The organism is Mycobacterium sp. NGS68 (genome assembly GCF_059812195.1).
In genome coordinates, this window is record NZ_JCALCE010000017.1 from 20,369 (window position 1) to 40,885 (window position 20,517).

The 20,517-nt window shown below is 70.9% G+C and carries 19 protein-coding genes; 10 read left to right on the forward strand and 9 right to left on the reverse strand.

From position 1 onward, the window contains the following. Positions 1-14 precede the first annotated feature (14 nt). On the reverse strand, positions 15-3,269 hold the full coding sequence (locus AC5Y5V_RS18935) for an ATP-dependent helicase (RefSeq protein WP_499938401.1): 3,255 nt from the start codon (positions 3,267-3,269) through the stop codon (positions 15-17). Continuing rightward, on the reverse strand, positions 3,266-6,355 hold the full coding sequence (locus AC5Y5V_RS18940; protein WP_499938403.1) for an ATP-dependent helicase: 3,090 nt from the start codon (positions 6,353-6,355) through the stop codon (positions 3,266-3,268). Before AC5Y5V_RS18940 ends, AC5Y5V_RS18935 begins: the two co-directional genes overlap by 4 nt. A 243-nt stretch (positions 6,356-6,598) precedes the next feature. Here AC5Y5V_RS18940 and AC5Y5V_RS18945 point away from each other — a divergent pair, with 243 nt between their 5' ends. The 3 genes from AC5Y5V_RS18945 to AC5Y5V_RS18955 are packed head-to-tail and all read left to right on the forward strand — an operon-like array spanning position 6,599 to position 7,920. Continuing rightward, on the forward strand, positions 6,599-6,790 hold the full coding sequence (locus tag AC5Y5V_RS18945) for an Rv3202a family protein (protein ID WP_499938405.1): 192 nt from the start codon (positions 6,599-6,601) through the stop codon (positions 6,788-6,790). Positions 6,791-6,823: 33 nt separating this feature from the next. Continuing rightward, a complete protein-coding gene (locus AC5Y5V_RS18950; protein ID WP_499938407.1) occupies positions 6,824-7,609 on the forward strand; it encodes an alpha/beta fold hydrolase in 786 nt (261 codons plus the stop codon). A gap of 2 nt (positions 7,610-7,611) precedes the next feature. Further along, complete coding sequence (locus AC5Y5V_RS18955; protein ID WP_499938409.1) at positions 7,612-7,920, forward strand: MGMT family protein; 309 nt, start codon at positions 7,612-7,614, stop codon at positions 7,918-7,920. Between the two features lie 169 nt (positions 7,921-8,089). Here AC5Y5V_RS18955 and AC5Y5V_RS18960 read toward each other — a convergent pair whose 3' ends face one another. Genes AC5Y5V_RS18960 through AC5Y5V_RS18970 form a run of 3 tightly spaced genes read right to left on the reverse strand, consistent with a single transcriptional unit; the run spans position 8,090 to position 11,261 of the window. Beyond that, positions 8,090-8,944 carry a TIGR02569 family protein gene (locus tag AC5Y5V_RS18960; RefSeq protein ID WP_499938411.1) on the reverse strand — a complete coding sequence of 285 codons (855 nt, stop codon included), beginning with the start codon at positions 8,942-8,944 and terminating at the stop codon, positions 8,090-8,092. A 37-nt stretch (positions 8,945-8,981) separates the two neighbouring features. After that, on the reverse strand, positions 8,982-10,178 hold the full coding sequence (gene moeZ, locus AC5Y5V_RS18965; RefSeq protein ID WP_499938413.1) for an adenylyltransferase/sulfurtransferase MoeZ: 1,197 nt from the start codon (positions 10,176-10,178) through the stop codon (positions 8,982-8,984). A gap of 51 nt (positions 10,179-10,229) precedes the next feature. Then, the gene (locus AC5Y5V_RS18970; protein ID WP_499938415.1) at positions 10,230-11,261 is read right to left on the reverse strand and encodes a DUF3152 domain-containing protein; all 1,032 of its coding nucleotides are present in this window, start codon (positions 11,259-11,261) and stop codon (positions 10,230-10,232) included. Positions 11,262-11,435: 174 nt separating this feature from the next. Between AC5Y5V_RS18970 and fasR the strand changes: the two genes are divergently transcribed. Next, positions 11,436-12,122 carry an HTH-type transcriptional activator FasR gene (gene fasR, locus AC5Y5V_RS18975; RefSeq protein ID WP_499938417.1) on the forward strand — a complete coding sequence of 229 codons (687 nt, stop codon included), beginning with the start codon at positions 11,436-11,438 and terminating at the stop codon, positions 12,120-12,122. Here the strand turns inward: fasR and AC5Y5V_RS18980 are convergent. Further along, entirely contained in the window at positions 12,119-12,379 is a 261-nt protein-coding gene (locus AC5Y5V_RS18980; protein ID WP_499938420.1) for a DUF3107 domain-containing protein, read from the reverse strand. The genes fasR and AC5Y5V_RS18980 overlap by 4 nt on opposite strands. Positions 12,380-12,594: 215 nt before the next feature. Here AC5Y5V_RS18980 and AC5Y5V_RS18985 point away from each other — a divergent pair, with 215 nt between their 5' ends. Next, positions 12,595-13,311, forward strand: coding sequence for an MmpS family transport accessory protein (locus AC5Y5V_RS18985; RefSeq protein WP_499938605.1), 717 nt, complete (start codon positions 12,595-12,597; stop codon positions 13,309-13,311). Here the strand turns inward: AC5Y5V_RS18985 and AC5Y5V_RS18990 are convergent. Continuing rightward, positions 13,308-14,003, reverse strand: coding sequence for a ferritin-like fold-containing protein (locus tag AC5Y5V_RS18990; RefSeq protein WP_499938422.1), 696 nt, complete (start codon positions 14,001-14,003; stop codon positions 13,308-13,310). The two genes, AC5Y5V_RS18985 and AC5Y5V_RS18990, sit on opposite strands and share 4 nt — an antisense overlap. Positions 14,004-14,273: 270 nt before the next feature. Here AC5Y5V_RS18990 and AC5Y5V_RS18995 point away from each other — a divergent pair, with 270 nt between their 5' ends. Both AC5Y5V_RS18995 and AC5Y5V_RS19000 read left to right on the forward strand, forming a co-directional pair. Further along, complete coding sequence (locus tag AC5Y5V_RS18995) at positions 14,274-15,791, forward strand: DEAD/DEAH box helicase (RefSeq protein ID WP_499938424.1); 1,518 nt, start codon at positions 14,274-14,276, stop codon at positions 15,789-15,791. 12 nt (positions 15,792-15,803) lie between these two features. Further along, positions 15,804-17,027 (forward strand): Rv3212 family protein, encoded by a 1,224-nt coding sequence (locus AC5Y5V_RS19000; protein WP_499938426.1) that lies wholly within the window; start codon positions 15,804-15,806, stop codon positions 17,025-17,027. Between the two features lie 22 nt (positions 17,028-17,049). Here AC5Y5V_RS19000 and AC5Y5V_RS19005 read toward each other — a convergent pair whose 3' ends face one another. Continuing rightward, positions 17,050-17,847, reverse strand: a complete 798-nt coding sequence (locus AC5Y5V_RS19005) for a ParA family protein (RefSeq protein WP_499938428.1) — start codon at positions 17,845-17,847, stop codon at positions 17,050-17,052. 122 nt (positions 17,848-17,969) lie between these two features. On the opposite strand from AC5Y5V_RS19005, the gene AC5Y5V_RS19010 reads away from it, so the two are divergent. From AC5Y5V_RS19010 to AC5Y5V_RS19020, 3 genes are read left to right on the forward strand one after another with little or no spacing between them, the layout of a single operon-like run. Then, positions 17,970-18,560: an acid phosphatase gene (locus AC5Y5V_RS19010; RefSeq protein ID WP_499938430.1), complete on the forward strand. Its 591-nt coding sequence runs from the start codon at positions 17,970-17,972 to the stop codon at positions 18,558-18,560. Beyond that, positions 18,557-19,657: an isochorismate synthase gene (locus AC5Y5V_RS19015; protein ID WP_499938432.1), complete on the forward strand. Its 1,101-nt coding sequence runs from the start codon at positions 18,557-18,559 to the stop codon at positions 19,655-19,657. Before AC5Y5V_RS19010 ends, AC5Y5V_RS19015 begins: the two co-directional genes overlap by 4 nt. Continuing rightward, positions 19,650-20,132 (forward strand): GNAT family N-acetyltransferase, encoded by a 483-nt coding sequence (locus AC5Y5V_RS19020; protein ID WP_499938434.1) that lies wholly within the window; start codon positions 19,650-19,652, stop codon positions 20,130-20,132. Before AC5Y5V_RS19015 ends, AC5Y5V_RS19020 begins: the two co-directional genes overlap by 8 nt. On the opposite strand, the gene AC5Y5V_RS19025 is transcribed toward AC5Y5V_RS19020, so the two are convergent. Further along, positions 20,084-20,515: a hypothetical protein gene (locus AC5Y5V_RS19025; protein WP_499938436.1), complete on the reverse strand. Its 432-nt coding sequence runs from the start codon at positions 20,513-20,515 to the stop codon at positions 20,084-20,086. The genes AC5Y5V_RS19020 and AC5Y5V_RS19025 overlap by 49 nt on opposite strands. Positions 20,516-20,517: the final 2 nt, after the last annotated feature.

Sequence of the window (20,517 nt, forward strand, 5' to 3'; positions counted from 1 at the left end):
ACATGTAACCACGATCAGGCGCCGCGGGGTCGACCGGAGTCGGACAGCAGAACGGCCAGCTCGTCGGCTCCGGGCAGCTCATCGGGTACGACGGTGGTTCCGCTGCGGACGTAGTGAAAGGCGGTGCGCACTGACGATTCCGGGCAGCCCTGCAGCGCGGCCCACGCCATCCGGTAGACGGCCAGCTGGACGGCGGCCCTCCGCATGGCATCCGCCCCGTGCGGCGGCTCACCGGTCTTCCAGTCCACCACCGTGGCCCCGCCGTCGGGCTCGGCGAACACCGCGTCGATACGGCCGCGGACGACGGTGTCGCCGATCGGCATCTCGAACGGCACCTCGACCGCCACCGGGGTGCGCGCCGCCCACTGCGATGCGGAGAAGGCCTCCCGCAGCGCGGCGAGTTCCGCGGTGTCCCCGGCCTCGGAGTCCGCCGCGCCCGGCAGGTCGCCGAGGTCGAATAGCGGCTCGCTGCCGTAGAACCGCTGGACCCAGGAGTGAAAGTCGCTGCCCAACAGCGCATGCGGGTCCGGACGGGTGGGCAGCCGATGGATCAGCCGAGTGGCGGCGCCCGACGGGTCGCGGGCCAGATCCACCAGGCCGCTGACCGACACCTGGCTGGGCAGGGCGCGGGCCGGTGACCGCGACGCCGCGCGCTCGGCCAACAGCGCGTCGACGTCGGCGGCCCAGCCTTCCGGGTCGTCGGGCTCGGGCGCGTCCGTCCGCCGGGCGGCGCGCGTCACCAGCGCCGCCCCGTGTTCGACGTCGGCGCGGCGCCCGGCCAGCGGATCGACGGGCCAGATCGCCTCGACAACGTTGTCACGCAGCGGGTTTCGTTCCCCATCGGCGGGAGCGGGGGCCCACTGCTCGATCACGCCGCACGGGTCACCGGCCGCGACCGACGACTCGATGATGCCCTTGAGTTCGACCAGGAATTCGGACGGGCCGCGCGGCTTGATGCCGGTGGCACCCCAGTGGTGACCGGACAGCAGCAGGGTGTCCTCAGCCCGGGTGACGCCGACGTAGAGCAGCCGGCGTTCCTCGTCGATCCGACGCTGATCGAGCTGGCGACGATGCGCGGATATCTTGTCCGACAGCTGCTTTCTGTTGGTGACGTCCGAGGTGTCCAGCACCGGGACGCCGAGCGCGCCGTTTTGGGCACGGTCACCGCGCAGCAGCGGCGGCAGCTCCGCGGCGTCGGTGAGCCAGGTGCTGCGCGACGCGGTCGACGGGAACGTCCCGGCCGACAGGTGCGCCACGGCCACCACCTGCCACTCCAGCCCCTTCGCGGAGTGCACGGTGAGCACCTGCACCCGGTCCCTGGCCACCGTCACCTGGGCGGGCAGCAATCCGTTCTCGACCTGCTCGGCCGCGTCGAGATACGCCAGCAGACCCGCCACCGACGCCGCGCCCGACCGCTCGGCGTAACCGGCGACCACGTCGGCGAATTCGTCGAGATGTTCTGCGCCGGAACAGGTCCCCGCGACCGCGGGCGCCAGCCGGGCGCGGACCTCGCAGTCCACGCCGAGCACGCGCCGCACCTCGGCGACCAGGTCGGGCAGGGAATGGCCAAGGTGGCCGCGCAGGGCGCTCAACTCGCCGGCCAGTGCGCCGATGCGCTCATATCCCGCGGCCGAATAGCCGGACGCCGGCCCGGGATCGCTGATGGCGTCGGCCAGGCACGCGGTGTCGACGTCTGGTCCGGCGGCCATCGCGATCGCTTCGGGCCAGGATGTGTCACCGCGGGTCCCGCCGCCCAGGTCCTGCGCGCGTCGCCACAGCGCGGCCAGGTCGCGTCCGGCGAGCCGCCAGCGCGGACCGGCCAGCACCCGCATCGCCGCCGCGCCCGCCACGGGATCGGCGACCAACCGCAGCATCGCGACCAAGTCGGCGACCTCGGGGACGGACAGCAGCCCGGCCAGCCCGACCACCTCGACCGGGATCCCGCGGGCGCGCAGCGCGTCGGCGACGGGCGCGGCGTCGGCGTTGCGGCGCACCAGCACCGCGGCGGTGGGTGGGCTGACACCGTCGGCGCGGGCCTGTTGGTAGTGCCCGTGCAGGTGGTCGGCGATCCATTCGCGTTCGGCCTGGACGTCGGCAAGCAGCGCGCAGCGGACGGTGCCCGGCGGCGCTTCCGGGCGCGACCGCAGGGCGCGCACCGCCACCGACCGGCGGCGTGCCTCTGCCGAGATGGCGTTGGCCACCTGCAGCGTCCGCGGCGGGTTGCGCCAGCTGGTCCGCAGCTCCAGGACCGGGGCGGGGGTGCCGTCGGAGTGCGGGAAGTCGGTGGAAAACCGGGGCAGGTTGGTGGCCGAGGCGCCGCGCCAGCCGTAGATGGACTGGATCGGGTCGCCGACGGCGGTCAGCGCCAGCCCGCCGGCGTCACCGTCGGCCCCGCCGCCGAACAGCGACGACAACGCGACGCGCTGGGCGTGCCCGGTGTCCTGGTATTCGTCCAGCAGCACCACCCGGTAGCGCCCGCGCAGGTCGGCGCCGACCTGCGGGAAGGACGCGGCCAACCGTGCGGCGGAGGCCATCTGGGCGCCGAAGTCCATCGCCTTCGCGGCGCGCATGCGCTCGGCCAGCGCGTCCAGCAGCGGAACCAGCTCGGCGCGTTCGGTCTGCGTGGCCGACAACCGCAACAGCCACTGGTTGGGGCCACGGTCCCGCTGGTAGGGACCCGCCGGGAGGTGGTGCACCAGCCGGTCCAGCTCCACGTGCGTATCGCGTAGCTGCCGGGTGTCCACGAGGTGCTCGGCGAGCTGGTTCCACAGCCGCAGCACCATCGACGTGACGGCGGCCGGGGTCTTGTCGGTGCGCAGCTCACCGCGGTAGGAGTTGACGACGTCGAACGCAAGCTGCCACAGCTCGGTCTCGCCGAGCAGCCGGGTGTCGGGTTCGATGGGCAACAGCAGGCCGTAGTCCCGCAGCAGCGAGCCGGCGAACGCGTGGTAGGTGCTCACCGCCGGGGACGCCGCACCGTCTGCGCCGAGGCCGATGCCGGCCAACCGGTCCAGCCGGGACCGGACGCGGCGCAGCAGCTGCCCGGCGGCCTTGCGGGTGAACGTCAGCCCCAGCACCTGACCGGGGTCGGCGTAGCCGTTGGCGACCAGCCACACCACCCGCGCCGCCATCGTCTCGGTCTTGCCGGCCCCGGCCCCGGCGATGACGACCAGCGGCCCGGGCGGCGCGGCGATGACGGCGGCCTGCTCGTCGGTGGGCGGGAAAAGCCCGAGCGCGCTGGCCAATTCGGCTGGACTGTAGCGGGTCATGGCGTTGTCCCGTCGGCGTGGGCCGGGCACGACGGCCGGATCGGACAATGCGCGCAGCCGTCGTTGCGCCGGGCGACGAACTGCGGGCCGGCCGTCGCGGCGGCGGCCTGTACGACGACGTCGCGCCATTGCTCGCGCGCCGCCGGCGTCAGCGGATCCTGCTCGCGTTCGGTGGCGCCGTTGGCCCCGGTCTTGCCGACGTAGACCAGCCGGGCGCCGCCGGGCTCGGTGTTGTCGGTGGGCAGCATGCCCTCGGCCACCGCGAGCTGATACATCGCCAACTGGGCATGTTGTTGCGCGTCGTCCTTGCTGACCGGCGACTTGCCCGTCTTGACGTCGACGACGACAAGCCGGCCGGCCGCGTCACGTTCGAGCCGGTCGACCCGGCCGCGGAGCCTGATCGTGCCGAGGGCGCCGTCGACGCCGACCTCGACGCCGACCTCGGTCAACTCGCCGCGGGTCTGGGCTCGCCAATGGACGAACGCCTGAATCATGGCGCGGTGCCGGGCCAGCTCGTTTTCCGAATGCCACCGCGCGTCGAACGGCAATTGCCGCCAGAGCCGGTCCAATTCGGCGAGCAGCTCGGCCTCGCTGCGGCCCGGTTGGGCGATCAGCGCGTGCACCAGCGAGCCCAGGGTGGATCGCAGCTCGCGTGCGTTGGTGCCGCCGTGGCGTTCGGCCAGCCAGCGCAGCGGGCAGTCGGTGAGCGTCTGCAGCGTCGACGGTGTCATCGTGACGGGATCCCCGTCGTCGCGCAGCGGTTCGTCGGTGCTGAGCGGGACGAGGCCGTGCCACCGGGCCGGGTCCGCGCCGGGCACGCCGGCCCCCGCCAACCGCGCCAATTGCCGTGCCGCGCACTCGCAGGCCGACTCTTCCACGGCTCCCTGGGGCGCGCAGACCACCCCACGCAGCCGGCCCACCAGCGCCGCCGCCGACAACACCCGGGGCGCCGAAATCGGTTGCACCGCGTCGGATTCACCGCCGGACAGCGCGGCGATCTCGTAAAAGAATGGCGACGGCAGCGCGGCCTCCTGCCCCGGCCCGTCGGAGTCGCTGTCCACGGCGGTCACCAGCACCCGCCGCCTCGCCCGGCCCATCGCGGCCACCAGCAGCCGTCGCTCCTCGGCCAGCAGCGGCGCCCGCACCGACGCGTCCTGCGACACCCCGTCGAGCTCGTCGAGCAGCCGCTGGGTGCCCAGCACGCCGCCGCGGGGAACCGTGTTGGGCCACAGCCCCTCCTGCAGTCCGGCGATGACCACTAGATCCCATTCGTGCCCCAGCGCCGCGTGCGCGCTGAGCACCCGGACCTCGTCGGCCTGCGACGCCGCTTCGGGGTTGGCGCCCGGCAACTGCAGCGCGCCGACGTGTTCGACCAGCCCGCGCAGCGTCGCACCCGACGTGCGCGACACGTAGTCGTCGGTGACGCCGAACAGCGCGGTCACCGCGTCCAGGTCCCGGACGGCCTGGGCCGCGCCCGGGCCGCCGCGCTCGCTGGCCGCCAACCAGCGCCGTTGCAGCCCCGACCGGTGCCACGCCGCCCACAGCGTGTAGCGCGGATCCTGCCCGTCCCGGTGGCAGCGCGCGGCCGCGTCGAGCACCCCGCGGACCCGGCGCAGCGGGCCGCTCAGCGGTACGTCACCGGTGAGCGCCTCGACCAGCAGGTCACCGAGGTGCGTCGGCGAGCGGTCGGCCCTGATGCGCTCGAGCTTGCGGCGCAGCTGGCGCAGCGAGACCGGATCGACGCGGCCGATCGGCCCGGTCAGCAGGGCCAGCGCCCGTTCGCCGTCGAGCCCATCGGCCGTCGCGGCCAGGACGGTGAGCAGCGCCTGCGCCGCGGGCTCCTGGGCTACCGGCCCGCCGTTGGCGGGCAGGGCCACGGGGACTCCGGCGGCGGCCAGCGCGCGCGGCAACCGCGCGGCGGCCCGCGGCACCGACCTGACGATCACCGCCATCTGCGACCAGGGCACCCCGTCGATCAGATGCGCCCGCCGCAGCGCGTCGGCGATCGTCGCTGCCTCGGCGTGCGCGGACGTGGCCAGCCGCACCGTGACCGATCCGTCCTCGTCGCCGGTGCCCTCGATGTGCCGCCCGGGGCCGCCCCCGGGCAGGCGGCGCGCGATACCGCTGACCGCACGCGCCACGGCCGGGGCACAGCGGTGCGACACCGTCAGCGTCACCGACGGGCCGTCACCCGCGAGCAGTTCGGCAGGCTCGCCGCCCCGGAAGCCGAACACCGCCTGGTTGGGATCGCCTGCTACCAGAGCCAATTCGGCTCCGACCGCCAGCACGCGGACCAGCCGCGCCGCCTGCGGGTCGAGCTGCTGCGCGTCGTCGACCATGAGCAGGCGCACCCGCGCGCGTTCGGCCGCAAGCAGTTCGGGATCGACGGCGAAGGCCTCTAAGGCCGCGCCGACCAGTTCGGCGGCACCGAGCGCGGGCGTCGTCGCCTGCGGCGCGGCCGTCCCCACCGCCGCGCGCAGTAGCATCACCTGCTCGTACTGCCGCGCGAACCGGCCAGCGGCGGCCCATTCCGGACGACCGCACCGACGGCCCAGCCGTTGCAAGTCCAGCGGATCCACCCCGCGTTCGGCGCAGCGCGCCAACAGGTTTCGCAACTGGTTGGCAAAGCCCGCGGTGCTGAGGGCAGGGCGCAGATGTTCAGGCCAGGCCGCCAGTCCGTCTTCCAGGTCTCCGGCCAGCAGTTCCCGGATGATGGCGTCCTGTTCGGCGCTGGTAACCAGCCGCGGGGGCGCATCGCCGGCGCGCTCGGCAGCGCGTCGCAAAACCGCATAGGCATAGCTGTGCACGGTCCGCACCAACGGCTCACGGACCGCGGCGCGACCCACACCCGTGCCGCGCGCGCCCAGCAGCGCCGTGGTCAGCGCGCTGCGTTCCCGCATCCCCATCCGGCCCGAACCGGTCAACAGCAGAACCGATTCCGGGTCAGCCCCGGCGTTGATGCGGGCCACCGCGGCGTCGACCAGCAGGCTGCTCTTGCCGGTCCCGGGGCCCCCGACGACACGCAGCACGCCGCGCGCGCCGACATCTAAAACGGCGCCCGCCTCGGCCTCCCACGTCAACGACATGAACGCATGCAACCACGAGGGTCCGACAAGTCGGCTCCGGCGAAAGATCCGGGCCAGAACGCGGAGGTCGGCGTCGGGCATCCGCGGTCGAACGCCTCCTGCAGCGCCTGCCGGTCGAACCGGCCCGGCGGCCCGCTGATCCTGCCCATGCGATGCTCCCGATGATTGGCCACTGCGAGCGAATGTTCTAGCCCCGCCGCGTAGGCTGGCGAAGAGCCGAACGGTCGAGGAGGGTTTTCGAACGTGAAGGACGTCGAGGGTTTCACGCCATCCGAGGAAGTGCCTGAAGCCGACGCCATCGAACAACACCAGTCCACCGATTTCGACGACGATTCGGGCCTGGACAGCCTGCGTGCGGGGGATCACGAGGCCGACGAGGCCGATCTGATCGAGCAGGCATATGAGGTCCCGGTTCCCGACGACGAACGGGATTAGCGCGCGACGCAGCCGGGCTGGCACCATCGACGGGTGACCGCCGACCTGCAGGTGCACCGCTTCGGCCCGCCCGGCCCGGTGCGGATGCTGGCTCTGCACGGGCTCACCGGCCACGGCGGACGCTGGCAGCACCTCGCTGGCTATGTGCCCGAAATCAGTGTTGCCGCACCGGATCTGATCGGCCATGGCCGGTCGTCGTGGGACGCGCCGTGGAGCCTCGACGCCAATGTCGCGGCGCTGGCCGCCCTGCTCGACGAGCACGCCGACACGCCCGTGCTGGTGGTGGGACACTCGTTCGGCGGGGCCGTCGCGCTGCATCTGGCCGCCGCCCGTGCGGACCGGGTGGCCGCGCTGCTGCTGCTGGATCCGGCGATCGGCCTGGACGGTAAGTGGATGAGCCAGATCGCCGAGGCGATGTTCGGCTCCCCCTACTACACCGACCTGGCCGAGGCCCGCCGCGAGAAGGCGACCGGGTCGTGGGCCGACGTGGATCCCGCGGTGCTCGACGCCGACCTCGCCGAGCACCTGGTCGAGCAGCCGGACGGCCGGTACGGGTGGCGGATCAGCCTGCCCGCGATGATGTCGTACTGGAGCGAGCTCGCCCGTGACGTCGTGCTGCCGCCCGCGGGTACGCCGACGACCGTGGTGCGGGCCCTGTGGACCTCGCCGCCCTACGTCGGCGAGCGACTTACTGCCGGGCTGTCGGAACGGCTGGGCGACGATTTCGAGCTGCTGGATTTCGAGTGCGACCACATGGTTCCGCACGCCAAGCCGACCGAGGTCGCCGCGCTGATCCGCAAGCTGCTGGAAGCGCGCTAACGATGGCCGCGGTAACCGACGCCCAGGTCGAGCGGGTGCGCTTCCTGGTCGCCGCGATTCCTGCCGGCCGGGTCTGCACATACGGCGACATCGCCGCTGTCGCAGAGCTTTCCAGTCCGCGGATCGTCGGCTGGATCATGCGGACCGACTCGTCGGATCTGCCGTGGCACCGGGTGATCACCGCCTCCGGACGCCCGGCCAAACACCTGACCACCCGGCAGCTCGAGCTGCTGCGCGCCGAGGGGGTGCTCAGCATCGACGGTAGGGTCGCGCTGAGCGAAGTTCGGTACGAGTTCCCGCCCGGGGTATAGCGGGTGCGCGTGGACTAGCGACGGGAAAACCCCGCGAAAGTCCTCAAATTCGAGGCTTACCCGCGGGAAACCGCGAATTTGCGGCCCCTCGCGACGGGTCCGCAGAGCCCCGCCGACGAGGGCGCACAAAAATGCGGAAATCCGCTCCAAGACCACAAATTTGACCGCGCTAGAGCAGCAGCCGAACCAGCGCCGCGGTGCGGGCCAGACCGGGGAACGCCTCGGCTGTCGAGCGAGGATGCAGCGCGTGGACGGCCAGCCGAAACATCAACGCGCGCAATAACATCTGCGGCCATTCCGGCAACGCGTTCCAGCGCTCGATGAGCCCGTCGTCGGCCTCACCCCAGGACAGCGCGTCGATCACTACCACGCCCGCGGCCCACGATGCCGGCCGCCAGTACGGGGTGATGTCGGTGATACCCGGCGCCGCGGTCGCAATGAAAAGCACTGTGCCGTAGAGGTCCCCGTGCACCAGCTGGTTGGGGCTCTTGGTCGGCTTACGCAGCACGGCGAGCTGGTTGATCATGTCGATCGACTGCTCGGCGTCGGCGGTCGGCGGCGTAATCCGCGCACCCGGGGGCACCGACTGCAGCGGCCGCTCCTCCCACGCGGCGCGGTCGGCGGCGATGAAGACGTCGACGTCGCCCCAGGGAGCCGTCGGCCCCTGCGTCAAAAATCGCGGGCGCTCGAGCTTGCCGGTGGCCTCGTGCAGCCGCACCGCCGCGGAGACGACCTCGTCGTGCCTGGCCTCGGGCTTGCCGGCGACGAACGTGTCCGCCCGCCAGCCCGACACCACATACCGCCCGTCGGTCGAGCGGACCGGCCGCGCCAGCCGCACGCCGTCGACGAACAGCGTCTCGCGCACCCGGGCCGACCAGGCCGCACGGGCGTGGTCCGCGACCAGCGACAACACCACCTCGCCGCAGCGCCAGCCGTCTTCCCACCCGGCCCCCAGGCGAATCGGCTTCACACCGGTCAAACCGAACGCCACCAGCACGTGTTCCGGCGGTGGCTCGAGATTCACACGGGTCAGCCTAATAGAGGCCAATCCAGCTACCCGCTTAGTACATGACCATGTCGGGCTGCATCTGCTTCGCCCAGGCCACGATCCCGCCCTGCAAATGCACCGCGTCGGAAAACCCGGCCTTGCGCACCGCGGCCAGCGCCTCGGCCGAGCGCACGCCGGTCTTGCAGTACAGCACCGCCGTGCGGTCGTGCGGCAGCTTCGCCAGTCCCTCGCCGGAGCTCAACAGCGACACCGGGATCAGCTGGGCGCCTTCGATGTGGTTGATGTCCCACTCGGCGGGCTCGCGGACGTCGATCAGGGCCAGCTTCTTGCCGGAATCCAGCAAATCGCGCAGCTCCCGGGGGGTGATCGCCGAGCCGGACCCCGTGCTGTCCAAGCCCGAGTCGGCGGAGGACGCCGCGCCGCAGAAGTCCTCGTAGTCGACCAGTTCCGTGATCGGCGAGGCCAACGGGTCCTTCACGATCCGAATCGTTCGGTAGCTCATCTGCAACGCGTCATAGATCAGCAGCCGGCCCAGCAGCGGATCACCGATGCCAGTGATCAGCTTGATGGCCTCGGTGCACATCACCGACGCGACGGACCCGCAGACGATGCCCAGCACGCCGCCCTCGGCGCAGGACGGCACCAGGCCGGGCGGCGGCGGCTCCGGGTACAGGTCGCGGTAGTTCAGGCCCCGCCCGTCGGGGGCGTCCTCCCAGAACACCGAGACCTGACCCTCGAAACGGTAGATCGACCCCCAGACATACGGCTTGCCGGCCAGCGCGGCGGCATCGTTGACCAGGTACCGGGTGGCGAAGTTGTCGGCGCCGTCCAGGATCAGGTCGTACTGCGCAAACAGCTCGACGGCGTTGCCGCGCTCCAGGCGAAACTCGTGCAATCGCACGTCGACCAGGGGGTTGATGGCAAGGATCGAGTCGCGCGCCGACTGGGCCTTGGGCCGTCCGACGTCGGCCACGCCGTGGATGATCTGACGCTGCAGGTTGGACTCGTCGACGACGTCGAAGTCGACGACACCGATGGTTCCGACGCCGGCGGCCGCCAGGTAGAGCAGCGTCGGCGCGCCGAGTCCGCCGGCGCCGATGACCAGGACCCGAGCGTTCTTGAGCCGCTTCTGCCCGACGACGCCCAGGCCGGGAATGATCAGGTGCCGGCTGTAGCGGGCCACCTCATCGCGGGTCAGGTCGGGCGCGGGCTCGACCAGCGGTGGCAGGGGCGCCCGGGATGTCGACACACTTCCATCACACCAACAGCCGCGAGCAGACGCAAAAGTCCCCATTTCGGGTTAGGCGATCGGGAACGGCCAGGGGTTGAACCGGCAGGTCTTGTTGTCCGCCTTGACGAATTCGGGGTCGAACTTGGCGGCGTCGTCGTTGGCGGTCGAGAACGTCTGCTGCATCATCACCGGTGCCAGCGCGCCCTGCTTGTCACACGGCTCGTGGCGCACATACCCGATGGCGTGGCCGACCTCGTGGTTGATCACGTACTGCCGGTAGGAACCGATGTCCCCTTCGAACGGGACGGCCCCGCGCACCCAGCGCGCCTCGTTGACGAACACCCGGGCCTGCCGGTCCGCCCCGTACACCGGGTTGTAGCAGGACGTCTCCAGCCGGAATTCGTAGCCGCAGCCTTCCCGCACGGTCACGGGCGACACCAGCGAAATCCGGAAGTCGGGTTTGACCCCGCTGGTTGCGTCGACCCGGACGAACGCGAACTGCGGATTGTGCGTCCAGCCCTTGGGATTGGCCAGCGTCTGGTCGACCATCTGGGCGAAGGAATTGTCACCGCCGTACATCGTCGGGTCCAGGCCGTTTTCGATCTCGATGGTGTACTTGAACACCTTCGCGGTGCCCTGTCCGATCTGCTGCGTGACGCCCGGGATGACGCGCCAGGTCTTGTCGCCCGCCTCGGTGAAGGGACCGCCCTCCGGCAGCGTCCCGGCCGGCAGATTCTCGTCGAACGCGGCCAGGCCCCGGGGCGGCGCGTCCAGGATCGCCGTGCCGACGGAGCCAATCGCCGGCGGCCCCTGAATCGAGTTGCTGGCGGCGGGCTTGGGCGCGCTGGTCCCGGTCACCGTCTGGTAGATCACCAGCGCCGTCAGCGCGACGAGCACCGGCAGCGCGTACGCACGCCAGCCGTAGGTCGAGACGAAGCGACCCAGCCAGGTCTGCTTGCGCCACTGCCGCGGCCGGTCGCGTTCGGCCCGGGCGCGCCCGGCCTCGGCGAGCGGGTCACGCTGCGCTCGCAGCGGTTCCCGCCACTCGTCCCGCAACACCGGTACTCGACCGGTGCTACGCACAGGCCGCGGTGAAGTCATTTCCCCAGGATGGCACAGTCGGCGGGCAGTGGGATGGCTGGCGCGCCCGACGACCGCTCAACACTGCGATCTCCGTGCGCCAACACCTCCCACGCCGGTCGATGGTCGGTGCCGGAGTATTCATGGGTAGTAATGTCTTTCCGACGAGCAGCCAATGAATCAGATGAGGAGTCGATGAGCGATCTCGCCAAGGCAGCGCAACGCCGTGCCGTCAAGGCGGCCGACCGGGGTCGGTCCGCGGACAGCATGGCGGCTACGAGCCGACGCGGCAACCGGCTGCCGCGCGACGAGCGTCGCGGCCAGCTGCTCATCGTCGCCAGCGATGTCTTCGTCGACCACGGCTTCCACGCGGCCGGGATGGACGAGATTGCCGACCGCGCGGGGGTCAGCAAGCCCGTCCTGTACCAACACTTTTCGAGCAAGCTCGAGCTCTACCTGGCGGTGCTGGAACGGCATGTCGAGAATTTGGTCTCCGGCGTCCAGCAGGCCCTGAGCACCACCACCGACAACCGGCAGCGGCTCCACGCGGCCGTGCAGGCATTCTTCGACTTCATCGAGCACGACAGCCAGGGCTACCGGCTGATCTTCGAGAACGACTACGTGACCGAGCCCGAGGTGTCCACGCAGGTGCGGGCGGCCACCGAATCATGCATCGACGCGGTATTCGCCCTGATCGCCGAGGATTCCGGGCTGGAACCGCACCGCGCCCGGATGATCGCGGTGGGCCTGGTGGGCATGAGCGTCGACGCGGCTCGGTACTGGCTGGACGCCGACCGCCCGATTTCTAAGTCAGACGCCGTCGAGGGCACCGTGCAGTTCGCCTGGGGCGGCCTGTCGCACGTGCCGCTGACCCGCAGCTAGCCCTTCTTCGCGCCGGAGGCGGCGGAATCCCCGCCGATGCCGAAACCGACCCGACGCGAATCGGCCGCACCGATCTCGACGTAGGCGATCTTGGCGGTGTGAATCAGGAAGCGCCGGCCCTTCTCGTCGGTCAGGCCCAGCAGACCCGAGCCCTCGCGCAGCGCGGCGTTGACCTGTTCTTCGACCTCATCGGGCGTCTGCGCACTGGAAAAGACCAGCTCGCGCGGGCTGTCCGTGATACCGATCTTGACCTCCACCGTGGCCCCTCTCCCAAATCTTCAGCTCTGCCCTGACCAAGACGTGTCAGCAGCAGGCTAGTGGAAGCCCGCGACACGTATCGCCCCCTGGCCCACCGCAGCGGTTCGCGGTAAGCGAAAAGGCAGTTCGCGAGCAGATAACGATTCGCTTCCATACTGATCGCGCACCCGGCGAGGGGCCCGCACCGCGTTTTCTCATCTATAACATCGGCATCATCAGTACCAGACTGCACCCGCTCGCCGACGAGGTAGAGGACTACCCGGACGACGAGTACGACGACGACTACGGAGCCGACGACGACGGCTACGGCGAATCGTTGTGGCCGGCGGACCGGCGCTGGCGGCCAGCGACGATCGTCGTCGGCGCCGTGGTGGCGATCGGCGCCATCGCCACCGCGGTCATCATCAACAGCGGCGACAGCGCGTCGACGAAGGCGACCATCGCGCCCCCCGCCTCCCGCACGCCAGTGATTTCCGCCACACCGCGGCCGTCGGCGCCGCCGAGCGCGTCGACCAGCGCCCCGCCCAGTCCGTCCCCCACCCCGTCGCAAGCGCCCCAGCTACCCCGCGAGACGTTCACCACCGTGCCGCCCAGGACGCTGCCCGGCCTGCCGACCGCGGCGCCGGCACCGACGGCCATCCCGCCGTCGGCAACCCCGAACCCGCGGACCGTGGTCTACACCGTGACCGGGACCAAGCAGCTGTTCGACCTGGTGAACATCGTCTACACCGACGCCAGGGGCTTCCCGCACACGGAATTGAACGTCGCGCTGCCCTGGACCAGGGCGGTGGTGCTGAATCCGGGTGTGCAGACGGAGTCGGTCATCGCGACCAGCATCTACAGCCAGCTCAACTGCAGCGTCGTCAACTCCGCGGGCCAAGCGCTGGCGGTGTCGGTCAAGAACAGCAACCTGGCGACCTGCACGCGTTAGCTCAAGCCCAAGTCACGCATTCGCTGGTCGTGTTCTTCCTGCAATCGGTCGAAGAACGTAGTGATCTGACCTAGCCCGCCGGCGCTGGATACCACCAGCTCAACGAGCTGGTCGTGGTCGGCCAGCAGGTACTGCGTCTGCGTGATGGTTTCACCGAACAGCCGGCGGGACCACAGGGCCAGGCGGCTGCGTTGTTTGCCGCTAGTGGTCACCGCGGCGCGCACCTCGGCCACCACGAATTGCGAGTGCGCGGTCTCCGCGAGAGCCTCGCGCACCACGTCGGCGACCTCTTCGGGCAGCCCGTCGGCGATCTCCAGATACACCGCGGACGCCAGCGCATCGGCGATATACGTCTTCACCAGCGCTTCCAGCCAGGTGCTCGGCGTGGTCAGCCGGTGGTAGTTCTCCAGTGCCGACACGAACTTCGACATGGCCGCCACGACGTCGACACCACGGCGTTCCAGCGCGTCGCGCAGCACCTCGTAGTGCCCCATCTCGGCGGCGGCAATGCTCGCCATCGAGATCCGACCGCGCAGGTTGGGCGCCATCCGCGCCTCTTCGGTGAGCCGGTAAAACGCCGCCACCTCGGCATACGCCAGCAAAGCGAACAGGTCGTTGATCGCCGGGTGGTCCGCCGGGATCCGGGGCGTGGGCGAATCTGCCACCTGGTCCGCGGACGAGGGCGAAGTCATGGCAACACTCTAGTCGGCGGGCTTAAGTGGTACTGGGTGCCCGCTGTGCGACCGGTTATCATGTTGATAGGTACTGGCTGCATCAGTTACTCAGCCGGTATCTGCGAAATGTGCGTGCACTTCCCGCCCAGCGGAAAATCCAGAGCCCTGGATACCCGCGGGGCCGCCCGCCCGGAGACGTTCTCGGAGTCGGAACTCGTGCGCGCGTGACCGCGACAGAGAAACACCGACAACACCGAATAACGTCACCGGAAGGCTAATTCCCCACGTATGACTGCGCTCAAAAGCACAACTGATCCCACCTTTGCCCAACTCGGAGTCCGCGACGAAATCGTGCGCGCGCTGGCCGAAAAGGGCATCGACCATCCCTTTGCCATCCAGGAACTGACCCTGCCGCTCGCGCTCGTCGGCGACGACGTGATCGGGCAGGCCCGCACCGGCATGGGTAAGACCTTCGCGTTCGGCGTGCCGCTGCTGGAGCGGATCACCGCCGACACCGCGACACGGCCGCTGACCGGCGCGCCACGAGCGCTGATCGTGGTGCCCACCCGCGAGCTGTGCATCCAGGTAACCGACGACCTGGGCACTGCCGCCAAGTACCTGACCGCCACCAGCGAAGACGGCGTGCAGCGTGCGCTGTCTGTGGTGTCCATCTACGGCGGACGGCCCTACGAGCCGCAGATCGAGGCGCTGCGCAAGGGCGCCGACGTCGTGGTGGGCACGCCCGGCCGGCTGCTCGACCTTTGCCAGCAGGGCCACCTGCAGCTCGGTGGGCTGGCGGTGCTGGTGCTCGACGAGGCCGACGAGATGCTCGACCTGGGCTTCCTGCCCGACATCGAGCGCATCCTGCGCCAGATCCCGGCCGACCGCCAGTCGATGCTGTTCTCGGCGACCATGCCGGACCCCATCATCACGCTGGCCCGCACGTTCATGGTCCAGCCCACCCACATCCGGGCCGAGGCCCCGCACTCCCTGGCCGTGCACGACACCACCGAGCAGTTCGTCTACCGCGCCCACGCGCTGGACAAGGTGGAGCTGGTCAGCCGGATCCTGCAGGCCGAGGGCCGCGGCGCGACCATGATCTTCACCCGTACCAAGCGCACCGCGCAGAAGGTCGCCGACGAGCTGGCCGAGCGCGGCTTCGCCGTCGGCGCCGTGCACGGTGACCTGGGACAGGTGGCGCGCGAGAAGGCGCTCAAGTCGTTCCGCGCCGGCGACATCAACGTGCTGGTCGCCACCGACGTGGCCGCCCGCGGCATCGACATCGACGACGTCACCCACGTCATCAACTACCAGTGCCCCGAGGACGAGAAGATGTACGTCCACCGGATCGGGCGCACCGGGCGCGCCGGGCGCACCGGCGTCGCGGTCACGCTCGTGGACTGGGACGAGCTGGAACGCTGGAAGATGATCGACAAGGCTTTGGGCCTGGGCTCCCCGGACCCCGGTGAGACCTATTCCAACTCGCCGCACCTGTACACCGAGCTGGGCATCTCAACCGAGACCGGCGGCACGGTCGGCGCGCCGCGCAAGTCGCCGGTCAAGCGCCGCGAGCCCGCCCGCGAGCCGGGTGCGGACAAGGCGGCCGCCAAGCCGCGGACGCGCAGCGGCACCCGCCGCCGGCGCACGCGCGGCGGCCAGCCCGTGACGGGACACCCCACCGGCGCCGCCGCCACCAACGGCGAGACTCCCGCAGAGACGCCGGCCGCCGCTGCCTCCGCGGGGGCGCCCGCCCGTCGGCGCCGTCGTCGCCGCAAGCCTGCGGACACCACCGCGCCGGCCAGCTAACCCGGCGCCGCAGTGGTCAGACCCGAACGCCGGACCAAGGGCGACCTCGTCGCCGCGGCGTCGATCGCGGTCGTGGTCGCGCTGGCCGCAGCACTGATCTGGTGGACCAGCGACGCCCGGGCCACCGTCAGCCGGCCGGCCGCCGGCCCCGCGGCCAGCCCCACCCCGGCCAAGCAGGTGCCGACCACGCTCAAGCAGCTGTGGAGCGCGGCCAGCGCCGCCACCACGGCACCGATCGTGGTCGGCGGGACCGTGACCACCGGCAACGGGACGCGCGTCGAAGGGCACGACCCCGCCAGCGGCGAGACCCGCTGGAGCTATGCGCGCGACACCGGCCTGTGCGGGGTGTCGTGGGTCTACCACTTCGCGGTCGCGGTGTATCGCGACGACCGGGGTTGCGGGCAGGTCAGCACCATCGACGCTGCCACGGGACGCCGGGGCGCCGCCCGCAGCGGCTACGCCGACCCGCGCGTGCGGCTGTCCGCCGACGGGACCACGGTGCTCTCGGCCGGTGAGACGCACGTGGAGCTGTGGCGCTCGGACATGGTCCGCATGCTGGCCTACGGCGAGACCGATGCCCGGGTGAAGCCGTCGGCGCGGGGCCTGCACTCCGGGTGCCGCTTCGAGTCGGCCGCGGCCAGCTCGTCGGCGGTGTCGGTGCTCGAGGCCTGCTCCAGCCAGACCGATCTGCGGCTCGTGCTGTTGCGGCCCGGCAAGGACGACGACGAGCCCCAGCAGCACCTGGTGGCAGAACCGGGGATCCTGCCCGGCTCGGGCGCGCGCGTGGTCGCCGTCTCGGAAACCAACACCGCCGTGTACCTGCCCGGTGGCGCCGGCACACCGCCGAAGGTCGACATCATCGACGAGACCGGCGCGACGATCGCGAGCACGCTACTGCCCAAGCCGGCGTCGGATGCGGCCGTCGCTTCGCAGGCGGGCAACCTGGTGACCTGGTGGACCGGTGACTCGTTGATGGTCTTCGAGACGGGCAAGCTGACGCTGCGCTACACCATCACCTCTGGCGAGTCGGCGGTGCCGCTGGGGCCGGGCGTGATGATGGCGGGCCAGCTGCTGGTGCCGATCACCGACGGCATCGGGGTGTACGACCCGGTCAGCGGCGAGAGCACGAATTTCATCCAGGTGAGCCGGCAGCCGAGCAGCGCCGCGGTGGTCCCGGCCGTGTCGGGCTCCCGGGTGTTCGAGCAGCGCGGCGACACCGTCGTGGCGCTCGGCTAGACCCCGCCGAGCGCAGGGGGAATCAGGCGTCGACGTTGAAGCTCGGCAGCGCTTTGCCGGATTTCCAGTGCTTGATCAGCGCCTCGGCCAGCTCGCGATAGGCCACCGCGCCCTTGTTCTTGCGCCCCGCCATCACCGACGACCCCGACGCGCTGGCCTCGGCGAACCGCACCGTGCGCGGGATCGGCGGCGACAGCACCGGCAGCTCGTAGCGGTCCGCGACGTCCATCAGCACGTCGCGCGTGTGGGTGGTGCGCGAGTCGTACAGCGTCGGCAACGCGCCCAGCATCCGCAGCTTGGGGTTGGTGATCTGCTGGACGTCGGCGACCGTGCGCAGGAACTGGCCGACGCCGCGGTGGGCGAGCGTCTCGCACTGCAGCGGAACGATCACCTCGTCGGCGGCCGTCAACCCGTTGAGGGTCAGCACGCCCAGCGAGGGCGGACAGTCGATGATGACGACGTCGAAGTCCTCGAGCTTGGCCAGCGCACGTTTGAGCGCATACTCGCGGCCGGCCCGCATCAGCAGCATCGCCTCCGCGCCGGCCAGGTCGATGTTGGCCGGCAGCAGCGTCATACCCTCGGTGGTCGCGACCAGGGCGGCGCTCGGCTCCACCTCACCGAGCAGCACCTCGTGCACCGACACCGGCAACTTGTCCGGGTCCTGGCCGAGCGAAAACGTCAGACAGCCCTGCGGGTCGAGATCGACGAGCAGCACGCGCTTACCGATGTCCACCATCGCCGCGCCCAGCGACGCCACCGTCGTGGTCTTGGCCACGCCGCCCTTCTGGTTGGCTACCGCCAGTACCCGAGTCTTGGTCACGAGCGCTGCTCCTCCTCATCGCTGCGCAGTCACTGTGCCCATCCTGGCATGTCGCCCGCCGAATGGTACGGACGGTGGCTCCCCCGGGGGTCCGGCATGTCGGTCCGGCAGAATCGGTCGGCATGGGCTTGCACAACCACCGACTGGTGCTGCTGCGCCACGGCGAGACCGAGTGGTCCAAGACGGGCCAGCACACCGGTCGCAGCGAGATCAACCTGACCGATACCGGCCGGGCGCAGGCCATGCTTGCGGGACGGGTACTCAGCGAGCTCAAGCTCCACGATCCGCTGGTGGTCAGCAGCCCGCGTCAACGGACGCTGGATACCGCGCGGTTGGCCGATATCGCCGTCGACGAGGTTTCGCCGCTGATCGCCGAATGGGATTACGGCGCATACGAAGGCCTGACGACTCCGCAGATCCGCGAAGCCGACCCGGATTGGCTGGTCTGGACGCACGGCTGTCCCGACGGGGAGAGCATCGCTGCGGTCAGCGATCGCGCCGACGCGGCCGTGGCACTGGCGCTGCGCCACATGGAGTCGCGTGACGTGCTGTTCGTCAGCCACGGCCACTTCTCCCGCGCGGTGGTCACCCGCTGGCTCGAACTGCCGCTGGAAGAAGGCAAGCGCTTCGGGATGCTCACCGCGTCGATCGCGATCTGTGGGTTCGAGCACGGCAATCGCCAGCTCGGCGCGCTCGGGCTGACCATCAAGTGAGCCCCGAACCACCGTTCGCGCTGTGCGGACCACAGGGGACGCTGATTGCCGACGGGGTGCGGGCGCGCTACCGGGACGTGCGCGCCGCGCAGGCCGCGCTGCGCGCCGGAGATGCGCCAATAGTCTTGGGCGCCTTGCCTTTCGACACGGAGGGCCCGGCCGCGCTGCTGGCTCCGGCAGCGGTGACGCGGTCCGAAGCGCTGCCCGACTGGCCGACGGGCCCGCTGCCGCCGGTACGCATCGCCGCCACCCTGCCGGCCCTGCCCGACTACCGCGACCGGATCGGCCGGGCGCGGGATCGGCTCGCGGCGCCGGACGACCCGCTGCACAAGGTGGTGCTGGCCCGCGCCCTGCGACTGGCCGCCGACGCGCCACTGGATGCCCGGATCATCCTGCGCCGCCTCATCGCCGCCGACCCGACCGCGTACGGCTACCTCGTCGACCTGACGGCCGCGGGTGACGCCTATGCGGGCGCCGCACTCGTGGGCGCCAGCCCCGAGCTCTTGGTGGCGCGATCCGGCAATCGCGTTGTGTGCCAGCCGTTTGCGGGTTCCGCCCCGCGTGCCACCGACCCCGACGCCGACGCGGCCAACGGCGCGGCGCTGGCCGCCTCGGCCAAGGATCGCCACGAGCACCAACTCGTCATCGACACGATGCGCGCGGCGCTGGACCCGCTCTGCGAGGACCTGACCATCGCCGCCGAGCCCCGCCTCAGCCGCACCGCGGCGGTCTGGCACCTGTGCACGCCGATCAGCGGGCGCCTGCGCGATTCCTCAATCACGGCAATCGATCTGGCGTTGGCGCTGCATCCCACGCCAGCGGTCGGCGGGGTGCCTACCCGGGCGGCGACCGAGGCCATCCGTGAGCTGGAGGGCGACCGCGGTTTCTACGCCGGCGCGGTGGGCTGGTGTGACGCCGGCGGCGACGGCCACTGGGTGGTGTCCATCCGGTGCGCGCAGCTGTCCGCTGACCGCCGTACCGCGCTGGCGCACGCCGGCGGCGGCATCGTCGCCGAATCCGACCCCGATGACGAAGTCGACGAGACGACAACGAAATTCGCCACCATACTGAACGCGCTGGGGGTTGCGCATGACTGAGATGGTCCGCCGCGCCACGCCGGAAGACGTCACCGACATCGTCGACATGATTCGCGGATTGGCCGAATTCGAGCGCGCCCCCGAGCAGTGCACGGTCACCGAAACACAAATCTCCGCAGCGCTATTCGGCGACTCCCCCACGGTGCACGGGCACGTTGCGGTGGTCGACGGCGAGGTCGCCGCGATGGCGCTGTGGTTTCTCAGCTTCTCCACGTGGGACGGTGTCGCGGGCATCTATCTGGAGGATCTGTTCGTGCGGAACGGGTTTCGCCGCCGGGGCCTGGCCCGCGCACTGTTGTCCGAGCTCGCGCGCGAATGCCGCGACAACGGCTACACGCGGCTGTCGTGGTCGGTGCTGAACTGGAACGTCGACGCCATCGCGCTTTACGAACGCGTCGGCGCGCAGCCGCAGGACGAGTGGACGACCTACCGGTTGTCCGGCTCGCGCCTGGCCGAGCTCGCGCGATCCGGCTGATAGCCGCCCGCCGCCCAGCGCACCGCCGCGGGGCTGAACAGCAGCACCAACGCCGTCAGCGACACCAGCGCCAGCGGAATCCCGAAGGCCGGCCGATGCGACCCCACGCCGAGGTACCACGCCACCGGTAGCAGCAGCAACTGGGTGAACACCCCGAGCCCGCGACCCCAGCGTTTGCCGGCCACCAGCGCCCACCCGGCCGCCAGCACCGCGCCGCCGAACACGGCGAACCAGATCGCGGTGCCCAGGCCGTTGACCACGTGCTGGTCGGCTCCGGCGAGCCCACGAACGAGCAGCACCACGGCCACCACCAGCGCGGCCGCCCCCTGCAGCCCGACGATCAGCCCCGCGCCGCGCACTGGCCCGGGCGGCGGATTGGTCATGG

Bases quoted from the DNA above. Each gene is read 5' to 3' on its own strand.
- AC5Y5V_RS18940 (WP_499938403.1), bottom strand. From the start codon at position 6,355: ATGTCGTTGACGTGGGAGGCCGAGGCGGGCGCCGTTTTAGATGTCGGC.
- AC5Y5V_RS18970 (WP_499938415.1), bottom strand. From the start codon at position 11,261: ATGACTTCACCGCGGCCTGTGCGTAGCACCGGTCGAGTACCGGTGTTG.
- AC5Y5V_RS19020 (WP_499938434.1), top strand. From the start codon at position 19,650: ATGACTGAGATGGTCCGCCGCGCCACGCCGGAAGACGTCACCGACATC.
- AC5Y5V_RS19025 (WP_499938436.1), bottom strand. From the start codon at position 20,515: ATGACCAATCCGCCGCCCGGGCCAGTGCGCGGCGCGGGGCTGATCGTC.
- AC5Y5V_RS18995 (WP_499938424.1), top strand. From the start codon at position 14,274: ATGACTGCGCTCAAAAGCACAACTGATCCCACCTTTGCCCAACTCGGA.
- AC5Y5V_RS18955 (WP_499938409.1), top strand. From the start codon at position 7,612: ATGGCCGCGGTAACCGACGCCCAGGTCGAGCGGGTGCGCTTCCTGGTC.
- AC5Y5V_RS18935 (WP_499938401.1), bottom strand. From the start codon at position 3,269: ATGACCCGCTACAGTCCAGCCGAATTGGCCAGCGCGCTCGGGCTTTTC.
- AC5Y5V_RS19010 (WP_499938430.1), top strand. From the start codon at position 17,970: ATGGGCTTGCACAACCACCGACTGGTGCTGCTGCGCCACGGCGAGACC.
- AC5Y5V_RS18990 (WP_499938422.1), bottom strand. From the start codon at position 14,003: ATGACTTCGCCCTCGTCCGCGGACCAGGTGGCAGATTCGCCCACGCCC.
- fasR (WP_499938417.1), top strand. From the start codon at position 11,436: ATGAGCGATCTCGCCAAGGCAGCGCAACGCCGTGCCGTCAAGGCGGCC.